This is a genomic window from Spirosoma litoris, from assembly GCF_054776755.1.
In genome coordinates this window covers 375,230-387,338 of record NZ_BAAHBI010000035.1, presented here as the reverse complement: position 1 = coordinate 387,338, position 12,109 = coordinate 375,230, and the positions used below count along the sequence as shown (strand labels likewise).

Genomic DNA, 12,109 nt, shown 5'->3' with positions numbered 1-12,109 from the left:
CCATGCTCACTCCTGCCCAACAAGCCACCCTTGATTATCATCTTCGTGAGACTAACCTGCTTACTAATGAAGAGCTGATTATTGAATTAACAGACCATTACACAGTCGCACTAAGCGATCGAATGGAAAAAGGAATGACGTTTGATAGCGCCCTGACAGCTATACAAACTGCTTTTGGCGGACGTAAAGGCTTGCAGAAAATGGAGAGAGCCTACAACCGCGTAACCTTCCGGCATTATGACGAGCGCTGGAAACAGGCTTTACTTGTTCAGTTTCAAAAGCCATTACTTTGGCGGCAAACAATACCATCATATGCTGTACTTCTTGCGTTCTCGTTCTTTAGCATAATGACGAATTCAAGCGCCAGTTCAAAATGGGATGCCTTTTCTAATGGAACCTTAATGGGAGTTGTTGTGGGCTTTGTTATTAATCAGCTAGCAATGTTATGGCCTTATCTAAAGTCTATAGTTCGGAACGGTATTCATAACATTCCAGCGGAGGGATTATATATGATGAAGCGACAGGGGCTATTCACGACAATACTGTATACTACCGGACTTTTAGGATATGTATGGTTGCTGCCACTTTTGCCATCTCCTATGCAAGCAGTCTTGGTATCAATATATCTGGCAAGTGTATGTTTATATATGCTCACATCACATTACATGCATGAATTGCTTTACGAATATGCGCCAAGCCGATGAGGCTAACATTACTTTATTAGCCCCTCATACAACGCCCAATACTCCTTTGCCACGCTGGGCCAGCTGAAACTAGCGGCTCGCCGACGTAATCGTTCTTCGCGCAGTGGATTCTGTCCAAAATCGTGCAATCCATCATGAAGTACTTTAGCCATGCTTTCCGGTTCGAAATCCTCGAAATAGTAAGCTTCCTTACCACCAACTTCGGGCAGGCTTGTCAGATTTGAAATAAAGACAGGCTTACCAAACGTCATGGCTTCGGCAACGGGTAGTCCAAAGCCTTCGGTCAGCGATGGGAATAAGAACGCTTCGCAGTGGGCGTAAAGCCATAATTTAGTTGCTTCATCAACTGCGCCAGGCATCAATAAACGGTCAGCCACACCGAGTTTTTCTGCCTGTTCCCGAATATGTTGTGCGTATGGATGTTGGTCGGGACCAGCCAGCACTAATCGATAATCAGGGAACGCTTCGAGTAGCGGCAGAAGCGTGTGTACGTTCTTCTTTGGATGAATGACGCCGACGAAGAGAAAGAAAGATGATTGTGTGAATGAATGAATGAGTGAATGAGTAGGTAAGGCAGTAGGTGTATCCTTTGGATTGACGGCTACGCCATTAGAAATGACTTGTACAGGCTTAGTCGTCGAAAGCTTTTCCTTTACAATCGAAGCTGTATACTCAGAAATAGCCGTCAGGGCAGTCGCCCGGGCCACAACCTGCTGTAGACGAGCAAGTTTTCGCGCTTTCTTTTCTTGACTATAATCGGGCCGCTCCAGAAAATTTAAGTCGTGGATTGTAAGAATTAGTTTTGTATGCTTCTGTTGAAACTGATTGGGTAAATAATCAGAATCCTGGTGCAGACAGTGCCAAACATCATATTGCCCAGGAATCCAGAGCTTTCGTCGCCACGACGCTTCAATATAATTTACAGAGTCACCAAAAACGCCTGATTTACCCTTCGGAACCAAAAACGTAATATTCCACGATTCGTCGTCGGGGCGTTGGCGAACCAGTTCATGGCCAAGATGTAGACAAACTTGTCCTAAACCACTGTTGAGGTCACGCAAGCGTTCGGCGTCGATAAAGAGAGCGGGCATTCGATTCATTTTTTGGCAAAGTTGAGAAATTCCAGTAGGATTCCGGCTAGGCTAGTAAGAAGTGGCCCAAGCGCTGAGTTCACAAAATCAGATAATCACTTAAATCATAAAAAGCCGGCCGGGTTGCCGATGCAATTCAGATTATCTTTGCACCATGACTTTACAGAATGATTTGCTGCTCCGCACCGCACGGGGCGAATTGACCGAGCGCGTACCTGTATGGATGATGCGCCAGGCCGGACGCGTGTTACCTCAGTATCGGGCCGTTCGGGAACAGGCAGGAAGTTTTATCACACTGGCAAAAACTCCCGAATTGGCCGCTGAAGTAACAATTCAGCCAGTCGACGCCTTCGATGTGGATGCCGCTATTATATTTTCCGACATTCTGGTAGTGCCCGAAGCGATGGGTCTGCCTTATGAAATGATCGAAAGCCGGGGACCGGTTTTTCCTGATACAGTTCGTAACATGGCTGATCTGAGTCGCCTGCGGGTAGCTGACGCCGAAAGCGATCTGGGTTATGTATTGGATGCCATTAAGCTGACCAAAAAAGAGCTGAATAACCGCGTGCCACTCATTGGTTTTGCGGGTGCACCATTCACTATTTTCTGCTACATGACTGAAGGCAAAGGCAGTAAAACCTTCTCGGTGGCGAAGAAACTGCTATACACTGATCCTGACTTTGCCCATGCGTTGCTTCAGCAAATTACGGATAGCACCATTGCTTACTTACAAGCCCAGGTACGCGCTGGCGCTGATTTAATCCAGTTGTTTGACTCCTGGGCCGGCATTCTCTCACCAGAACAATACCGTACATTCTCGCTGCCTTACATCAAGCAGATCTGCGACCTTATTACAGAAGTACCCGTGACCGTTTTTGCAAAGGGAGCCTTCTTTGCGCGGCACGAAATTGGCCAATTGAGCTGCGATGTGGTAGGTATCGACTGGAATATGGACCCGCACGAGTCACGACAACTGATCCCGGATCGAGTCTTACAAGGAAACCTTGACCCTTGTGTTCTTTACGCTGATTTTTCCCAGATTCGGGCCGAAGCAAAGCAAATGCTCAGTTCATTTGGCCATCAGCATTACATTGCTAATCTCGGCCACGGTATTTACCCTGATACTGATCCGGACAAAGCAAGATGTTTTGTGGATGCGGTGAAGGAGTTTTCAATACTGTGATGGCAGGTTCTAAAACCTGCCAAATAAGGTTTCTCAAAACCTTTCGTATTTCTGGCACAGGTAGGTATTAAGAAACCTACCTGTGCCAGATTGAAGAATCTTGCACCACGCCGAGGCTTTTAGGTACGCGGCTTTCCACCGGGCTGGCGTTCCAGCCACACTACCTTACAAATTCTCTTTTGCTTCTTCTTTTAGCTGTGCTTTATCAATTGGCACAACGCCAACTGATTCACAAACTAATCCACCGCCGAGATTCGATAAACCTGCGATAATACTGGGAGGTTGTTTCAGCGCAACGCAGCAGGCTGCAATGCTAATGACAGTATCGCCCGCCCCCGACACGTCGGCAATCTTCCGAACGTGAGCAGGGAGTTTCAATTTCTCGTCATTATAATCAATAAAGGCTCCTCGTTCCGAAAGCGTAATGAGTGCACCTTTTAGGTTCAGTGTCTCTTTCAATTGGGTAACAACCGCTTGAAATTCCTCGGCATTGTCTACATCAAACTCTACTTTCAACCCTTCGCGAAGCTCTTTCAGATTCGGCTTAAAAAGCGTAGTATTCTGGTAAGACAGGAAATTTCTCTTTTTAGGATCAACGACCGTTGGGACTCCTTGCCCATTGGCAAAGTCGGTAATTTCGGCAATGGCTTCTTTGCTCAGAACTCCTTTGTCGTAGTCTTCAAAAATAACGACATGGCAAGTAGGAATTAACTCCTTCGCTTTCGCAATGAGCAGCTTCCGTTCATCGCTTGTAATATATTTATCTGTTTCAGTATCAACACGAACCACCTGCTGCGATCCAGCAATAATTCGCTCTTTAATGGTCGTAATTCGGTCGGCACTTCGGATGAGACCATCGCAGTTTAACTCCCGATCACAGAGTTCTTTTTCAAGCTGATCTCCCGGCCCATCTGTGCCGATGATTGAGCAAATAATGGCTTCGGCTCCGAGTGCCTGTACGTTCAGCAATACATTCCCCGCTCCCCCCAAACGCAACTCCCGCCGATCGACTGTCACAACTGGAACAGGGGCTTCGGGAGATATTCGCTCAACACGTCCCCATACGTAGGAATCGAGCATAACATCGCCAATAATCAGAACGCGGAGTTTATCGAATTGCTCAAACAATTCATCGATGGTCATATCCAGGACCGGATTCATAGGCACACAACAACTTATTGAAGCACAAAGAAACGAAAAAAGTCCCCTTTTTTGAGTAATCGTAGCCGTAGTTGAGCAACCGGGCATTGTTTACCAGTTCACCAGCCAATGCAGAAGGACTTCTGGCTTCAAAAATAAACCGACGATTGGTATGACTAATCCAACGCTCAACCAGACAGCAACTTTGGGTATTTGCGTTACCTGTTGGGAGTTTTCGGCAGATAGGCTGGGCCGAAAAAAGAGCAGGAAAGGAATTTTGAGATAATAGACTAACGAAATCAGCGCGTTCAGCAAACCTAGCCCAAATAAAGCAAGTAACCAGGAATTACCACTTTGCTGGTAAGCATCATAGAGCGCCGAAAACGACAAGAGTTTGGCTGTAAACCCAACTGTTGGCGGCAAACCCGTTAAGGCAAGCATAACTACTGTTAGCGCCACCGACAATAAGGGCTGCTTTGGCCCCAACCCCGCGAAGTTGCTAATCGTTAAATCTGAACCAGCGCTCCTGGCTAGTAAGTCGACCAGGAAGAAGGCAGCCAGCGAAATAAACAAATAGGTACCGACGTAAAACAAAACAGCCTCAAAGCCTGCCTGACTCATGGCTACAACCCCAACGAGAAGAAACCCCGCGTGAGCAATAGTTGAGTAAGCCAACAATCGCTTCGCATCGGTTTGGCGCAGCGCCGATAGATTCCCAATCAGAATACCAGCCAATGCCAGCACAGCTAATGGCGTTTGGAGCGAATTAGCTGGCGCATCACCAAACACCGACTCGGCCGGTAAGGCTGTTACGATCCGCATGAGCACGAGTACGGCAGCCGCCTTAGGCCCAACCGAAAAGAAAGCCGCTACGGGAACGGGAGCGGCTTCATAGGCATCCGGAGTCCAGACATGGAACGGCACACCCGCTAGTTTGAAAAACAACCCGGCTCCGGTTAACAGCAAAGCGACGGTTGCTATAGCGCCATCTTGCCGGGCAAGCTCTGCTCCAAAAACATCGGCGGTCAAGTCCAGCGTACCGGTCATGCCATATAGTAACGACATGCCATACAGCATAACGGCCGAACTAACGGCTCCAAAAAGCAAGTACTTAATCCCTCCTTCCGATGCTTTCCGCTCCCTATTGAGTGCCGTAAGTAAATAAGAACAGATGGAAACTAATTCGATGCTCAGGTAAATGCTCAATAAATTGACTGACAGCGCCATCAAAAACAGCCCAAGCGTCATAGCAATCAATAGAGCGTACCATTCAAGCGGTAATCTGGACGGCACATTAACCTGTTCTGACGAAGTAAAGGCTTCATACAGCAAGACAACTGTGGCACTCAATGCAACGATCACCTGAATGAAAATCGCCTGATTGTCAACAAACAAGAGGTGCATAAACAGATAGCCTCGCACGTGGCCCAACAGAGCCCAACTCCCCGCTAGTAGTACAATCCCAACGCTTAACCCAGCTAACCACCGGCGAACTTTTGGCAAAGAGGTTACCCGACCTAAAACAAGTTCAGCTACGAGCAGCCCACAAAAAGCCACCGATAGCCACACCTCTGGTCCAAAACCACCGAGGCTGTTAATAATGTCGTTTAATTGATCGGTAAGGGACAAGGTTTTTTCTTAAGAAGTGAGGAACAAGTAGCGAGGAGTGAGAATGGCTGGCGCAAGCTTTTCTGGCGGAGCATTCTCTCTTCTCGCTCCTCACTCCTATATACTGTATATTAAATCATTCCGTCCTGATCGGGCTGGCCTTCGTACGAATGCAGCTTAACGGGACTCTGTTTTTTGCGCAGGCGAATATTCAGGAATTCAACCAGCAGCGAGAAGGCGATAGCAAAGTAGAGATAACCTTTGGGCACAGAACCAACTTCCTGATTGAAAATTTCGACCTCCGATAAGTGAGCCCCTTCGGCTACCAGCATAAACCCGATCATAATCAGGAAAGCCAACCCCAGCATTTGAATCGTAGGATGTTCGTTCACAAATGAGCCAACGGGCCCAGCAAAGAACATCATGATCAGGATAGATAACACAACGGCAATCATCATGATGGCAACGTTCTGCGTCAGACCGATAGCGGTTAGAATCGAGTCGATGGAGAACACGATGTTGGTAATGGCAATTTGCGTCACCACGCTCGAAATAGTGGTCTTACTTTTTACCGTGCCCGTTTCCTCATGATCTCCCCCCTCCAACTTATGGTGAATTTCGGAAGTAGCTTTATAAAGCAGAAACAGGCCACCACCGAACAGAATCAGGCTTTGCCCCGTAAAAGCCGCTTTGAACCAGCCCGCATCAACGTGCGTAAACGGCTTACTCAGTGATATCACAAATGAAATACCCAATAATAGTACCAGCCGGAATCCCATTGCCAACGCTAAACCGATATTTCGGGCTTTAGGCTGGTCTTGCCGCGCAAGCTTATTGGCCGCAATGGAGATGAAAATAATGTTATCGATGCCCAGGACAATTTCTAAAAATGTCAGGGTTAGCAGACTGATAATAGATTCAGCAGTAAAAAGGTTGCTCATGGTTGAACCGAAGTGAAGCCCAAAATTACCCTCTGAGACTCGGGTCTGCAACAACTTGTTCAAGAAAGAGCCCTGGAACCGGACAAAAGGTTGCCTAACTAGCCAATCGGTTAATGGTCATGGTTGACGTATAGCATAGTAGTTCGTCTAATATCGTATTATTAATGAAATCAATACTAAGCCACCTATTTGGTCATCTACAGGCTCAATTTGATAAATTGGAGATGTATCTGGACATTTAGCAGCTTTGGGATTATCTCGTAACATTTTCCGGCCATACTCGTTATGGAAGGAAACCCATGTTTTCTCTGGCAAACACTAAACCGGTTTCGTGGCAACCGGAAACTTGATTTATTGTGGCGAAAATAATCGTTCGTGTTCTTCTTGGTATCCTTGCCCTCGTCCTGCTGCTGGGAGGATTTGTGGTGCTTGTGGCTACGACACCCTGGGGACAACAGTTTGTAACGAAACAAGTAAACTCTTACCTCGCCCAAAAACTTCAGTCGCCCTTTCATATTGGACATATTAAATACTCTATTCCCGATTGGATTGAACTGGAAGATGTGTTTTTCAAAACGCCCAAAGGCGATACCCTGCTGAACGGTGGCCGAATGCGCGTTGATCTCGATATGTGGGGGCTGCTCAACAATCGGGTTGCTCTGAATCAGATAGAACTAGAGCACATCAAGCTGAATGTTACTCGTACACTCCCCGATACCGCGTTTAATTTCCAATACATTCTCAACGCGTTCATTACAAAACCCACTGGTACACCAGAGCCGTCCGACACCGTGTCGACGCCAATGGCGATAAACCTGAAGGGGATTGCGCTTCGCGACGTTCGGATTAAGTATAAAGATGATGTAGCAGGAGCCGATGTAAATGCCTATCTGGATAGCCTGAAAGCAACATTTGATAAAACGGATGTCGAAAAATCGCAATATCATTTAGCCAATGTGGCAGCGAATGGGCTGAACGTGTATACTCGTCTGTATGAAGGCTTGCCTACGCCACCAAGTGCCCCCAGCAAACCCGGCGACACGCTTGATCTGGCACTCGGCAAATGGCAGCTGAACCACACAAAATGGGACGTTCGGGTTGAAACGGCCGACTTCAAAACCCAGGGAAGTGCCGATCAACTCGCCATGGAATCCGACTATCTATATCTGGAAGGTGAAAAAATTGGCCTTAAATCGCTCAATCTCACCAATGCCGATATTGCCGCTACGTTAACCAAGCCGACCAAGAAGCCAACTACCACTACACCAACCTCAGCTACAGCTACAACAGCCCCCGGCTGGCAAGCGAAGTTGACTAATGTTCGTTTTGCGAACAATCGGGTTCGATTCGATGATGAAACGGCTCCCCGTCAGAAACAAGGGCTGGATTATGGCCATCTTGACTTACAAAATCTGGGGATCGATGGCAAGTTCCTCGTTTATCAGGATTTAGGTAAGCGCGGGCAACGGATTAGTGGACAACTGCGCAACGGTCGTTTCCGAGCCGCTACGGCAAAGGCTGGCGATACCTTTGTACTCCAGCAGCTTGACGGAAATCTGCTTTATACCGATACCACCACAACGCTAACCAAACTCTATATCCAAACGCCAACCACACTCCTTCGCGATCAGGTGGTGTTGCGTTATGACTCGCTGGCTCAACTAAGCAATCCACGCTTTGCGAAACGGGTGAACGTTCGGGTAAATCTGCGCGACAGTCGCCTGTCGGTAGATGATGTATTGAAGCTGGCTCCCGATCTGGCCAATACGCCCCCATTTGCGGGGAATAAGGGGGGAATTTTCAAAGCCAATGCGCAGGCGGTTGGTACGTTGGCCGCCCTGAATCTACCACGCGTCGAACTGACGATGCTATCAGGAACCCGAGTCCGCGCTAGTGGCAAGCTGACAAACGTTACCGATCCAGATCATTTAGGCGTGGCCATGACGGTACAGGAAGCCAGCACAAGTTTGGCCGACATTACTAAACTAGCACCTAAAGGGTCTATTCCTTCTTCAATTGATTTACCCAAGTCCTTAAAGTTGACGGGTAAAATCAATGGTCAGTTGAATGACCTTATTTTAGATACCAAACTGAATACAGAATGGGGCACGGCCAATTTCGATGGGCGACTGGCGGGCTTTGTTACCGGCAAGAATCAAACCTACAAGGGCTCCCTCAGTCTCAATGAATTCGATGCTGGTAAGTGGCTCAAACAAACTGGAACGATCGGCAAAATAACGGGCCGGGCCACTGTCAATGGACGAGGCATTGACGTAAAAACGCTGACAACCAATTTTGATCTTGCGATACAATCAGCCGATTTAAACGGCTACGTCTACCAAAATCTTGACGCGAAAGGCCGACTATCGAATGGTCTTCTGAACCTAACCGGTGCGCTTAAAGACCCCAATGCCAATCTGAGCATCGATACCAAAGTTGGGCTGAAAGGCGATTTCCCCAGTGTAGCCGGAGAAGTGGCAATCCAGGAGCTGAACCTACAAAAACTCAAGTTTTATAAAGATCCGCTCTCGCTTAAAGGGAAAATTATACTCGACATGGCCTCAACCGATCCGGCGAAGCCTGTTGGTACCGTTTCGGCGAGCGATGCCGTTTTGAGTCTGAATGGAAAAAACTACCCCATCGATTCGCTTTATGCGAAACTGGCGGCTGATGGCAATACAAAGAACGTAGTTGCCCGCTTGCCGGGTGCCCAACTTAAACTGAATGGTCAGTTTGATTATGCACAGCTGTATGACATCATTGCGGGCGAAATCAGCCAGTACATTGCCTTACCATCGCTGGCCTACAAGAAAATTCCGCCCCCACACGCCTTTACCATGTCGCTAAAAGCCTACCAGAATCCGTTGTTTCAGGCTTTTGTTCCGGCTTTAACGCGCCTGGATACCGTCCGATTCGATGCCTATCTGGATAATAACCGCGATACAACCTTATCGGCTACCCTTCGTACGGGTGTTGTGGTGTACGATACAACGACGCTTCAGGGAAGTAGCTTTGCCATTCGGGGAGCCAATAATCGGTTGAAAGTAGATGGCCGAATCAATGGCATACTCTACAACGGCATGACCATTCGCCAGACTGATTTGAATGGTATAGCCGCTAACAATCAGTTCCGGTTTGCCGTCGTCAATAAAGATTCCATCAATCAGGATCTTCATGGCTTAGCAGGCACGTTGAGTATTGTCGATTCGAGTTATCGATTCCAGTTTGCACCGAATGGGCTACTTACCAATTACGAACGTTGGAAGACTGATACCACCGGTTTTGCCCAGTACGGTAAAAATGGCGTACGGATCAATAACCTTCACCTGGAAACCGGGCAACAATCGCTCGACATCAGCAATACCGAACAATACGAAAATGCGCCGATTCGTGTAACAGCACATGCCATTGAGCTGGCTAACCTGGCCCGGCTGGCCAATCAGGATACAACGCTGGCCAGCGGTCAGTTGAACGGCACCATCATTGTGCGGGATTACCTGAATACGACAAATAAACTCTCCTTTATTGGATCGATTTACGTCGATAGCCTGAAGGTGATGCAGAAACCGATTGGTAACCTGACAGCCCGGCTGAGAAATGGTGACGATGGCCGAATTAATGTAAATACCACCCTTACGGGGCCTTATAACGACGTTACGGTCACGGGTTTTTATAATCCTGAAAACGCCAAGGAAGCACTGGACTTAGCGATTAATCTGAAACGGCTGGATGCCCGAACCATTGAAGCCTTCAGTTTTGGTGAGCTACGACAGGCGAAGGGTCAACTCGTTGGTGATTTTACCGTAGCGGGAGCCACCGACAGTCCTAAATTAGATGGTAAAGTCGATTTTGATTCTGTTGCCTTTAATATCAAACAGCTCAATTCTACCTACCGAATCGATAAGTCGGCACTCGCTTTCTCGAATCAAACCATTACGTTTAATGACTTCAAATTGCGGGATACCCTGAACCGGACGCTGACGACAAATGGAACCGTTACCCTCAAAAACCTGCCTAACGTAGCCTACAACCTACGCGTTCAGGCTGATCATTTCCAGATACTCAACGCCAGCCGAAAAGACAATGATTATGCCTACGGACAGGCCGCCGTCAGTACGGATCTGCGAATTAAAGGAACAGGGTCCAATGCATCGATTAATGGTACGGTACGGCTCGATGATGATAGCAAAATCTCGATGGTATTGCCCGATGAATCGGTGAGTGCAGATGAATCGAACGGAATCGTGACGTTTATCAACCACAACGATTCACTAGCGCTAACTAAATATTTATACAAGCCCAAAAAGGACACGCTTGCCCCCAAATTAGCCTTTGAGGAGTTAAGCAATTCAACCATTTCGGTCGATCTGGAAGCCGATGAAAAATCAGAATTGACCATTGTTGTCGATGAACTAAACGGTGATTACCTGCGGGCACGCGGCAACGCCCGACTTAATGTAGGTGTCAATGCATCAGGACAGCTGACGGTACTTGGTCGCTACGAAGTGACCGAGGGCGAATATTCCCTGACTTATCAGGTGTTAAAAAGACAGTTCCAGATTCAGAAAGGCGGTTACATCAATTTTACTGGCGATCCGCTCAAAGCCGACATCAATATGACGGCGGTCTATAAAGTTTCGGCTCCCCCCAGCGACCTGATTGGCAATGAGACGTCGTCAATCGATGCGGCCGCGCTCAAACGTAAGCTTCCTTTTGAGGTCGATCTCACCATCAGCGATAATCTGGCAGCGCCCAAATTGAGCTTTGATATTCGCTCTCCTGAGATAGAAAACAACAGCACAAGTCAATATAGCGACCTGGGATCAACGGTTGAAGATAAGCTTAAACAACTTCGGCAAGACCCCGCGCAAGTCAACAAACAAGTGTTTGCCCTCCTGATTCTGAATCGATTCCTCCCCGAAAACTCGTCGGACTTCTTCTCTGGCTCGGATAATGGCGGGTTGAATACCCAGGCTGAAAACATCGCTCGTAGCAGTGTTAGTAAACTAATCTCGGATCAGTTGGGCCGGTTGGCGTCGGGGGTGCTAAAAGGGTTCGATGTCGATTTCAACTTATTATCGCAGGCAGGTAGCTCCAACACAGGCGGCACTACAAACGGCTCCCGCACCGATCTGAACGTAGGGATATCGCGTAGTTTTCTGGCAGGTCGCGTAACCGTTTCAGTCGGCAAAAACTTCGTTCTGGATAACTCGGCTCAGGCTGCCGTACCCAGCCAGAATCAGGTATTCGACAACGTGTCGGCCAATTACAACATTACCCGCGATGGTCGTTATGTACTTCGGGCCTATCGAAAAAATGATTATCAGGCCGTGCTAGATGGCTATATTATCGAAACAGGGGTTGGGTTCATCATCTCGATGGATTACAATACACTGTCCGAAATTTTCCGTCGGTCATCGCCAGGCCCCGCGCTGAATTAAT

7 protein-coding genes are annotated in these 12,109 nt (G+C 47.8%); 3 read left to right on the top strand and 4 right to left on the bottom strand.

The genetic code is table 11. The features are described 5' to 3' along the window. Window positions 1-2 precede the first annotated feature (2 nt). Window positions 3-704, top strand: a complete 702-nt coding sequence (locus ACYVGR_RS20920; RefSeq protein ID WP_460960258.1) for a hypothetical protein — start codon at window positions 3-5, stop codon at window positions 702-704. An 8-nt stretch (window positions 705-712) separates the two neighbouring features. Here the strand turns inward: ACYVGR_RS20920 and ACYVGR_RS20915 are convergent, their stop codons facing one another. Then, window positions 713-1,795 carry a glycosyltransferase family 4 protein gene (locus ACYVGR_RS20915; protein ID WP_460960811.1) on the bottom strand — a complete coding sequence of 361 codons (1,083 nt, stop codon included), beginning with the start codon at window positions 1,793-1,795 and terminating at the stop codon, window positions 713-715. 154 nt (window positions 1,796-1,949) lie between these two features. Here ACYVGR_RS20915 and hemE point away from each other — a divergent pair, with 154 nt between their 5' ends. Beyond that, complete coding sequence (gene hemE / locus ACYVGR_RS20910; protein ID WP_460960256.1) at window positions 1,950-2,978, top strand: uroporphyrinogen decarboxylase; 1,029 nt, start codon at window positions 1,950-1,952, stop codon at window positions 2,976-2,978. Window positions 2,979-3,143: 165 nt separating this feature from the next. On the opposite strand, the gene ACYVGR_RS20905 is transcribed toward hemE, so the two are convergent. The 3 genes from ACYVGR_RS20905 to ACYVGR_RS20895 form a co-directional block, all read right to left on the bottom strand. Beyond that, window positions 3,144-4,139: a bifunctional heptose 7-phosphate kinase/heptose 1-phosphate adenyltransferase gene (locus tag ACYVGR_RS20905; protein WP_460960254.1), complete on the bottom strand. Its 996-nt coding sequence runs from the start codon at window positions 4,137-4,139 to the stop codon at window positions 3,144-3,146. Between the two features lie 90 nt (window positions 4,140-4,229). After that, window positions 4,230-5,747: an NADH-quinone oxidoreductase subunit N gene (locus ACYVGR_RS20900; RefSeq protein WP_460960252.1), complete on the bottom strand. Its 1,518-nt coding sequence runs from the start codon at window positions 5,745-5,747 to the stop codon at window positions 4,230-4,232. Window positions 5,748-5,857: 110 nt separating this feature from the next. Next, window positions 5,858-6,667, bottom strand: coding sequence for a TerC family protein (locus tag ACYVGR_RS20895; protein ID WP_460960250.1), 810 nt, complete (start codon window positions 6,665-6,667; stop codon window positions 5,858-5,860). Between the two features lie 356 nt (window positions 6,668-7,023). Here ACYVGR_RS20895 and ACYVGR_RS20890 point away from each other — a divergent pair, with 356 nt between their 5' ends. After that, complete coding sequence (locus ACYVGR_RS20890) at window positions 7,024-12,108, top strand: translocation/assembly module TamB domain-containing protein (protein WP_460960248.1); 5,085 nt, start codon at window positions 7,024-7,026, stop codon at window positions 12,106-12,108. The last annotated feature ends 1 nt before the right edge of the window (window position 12,109 follow it).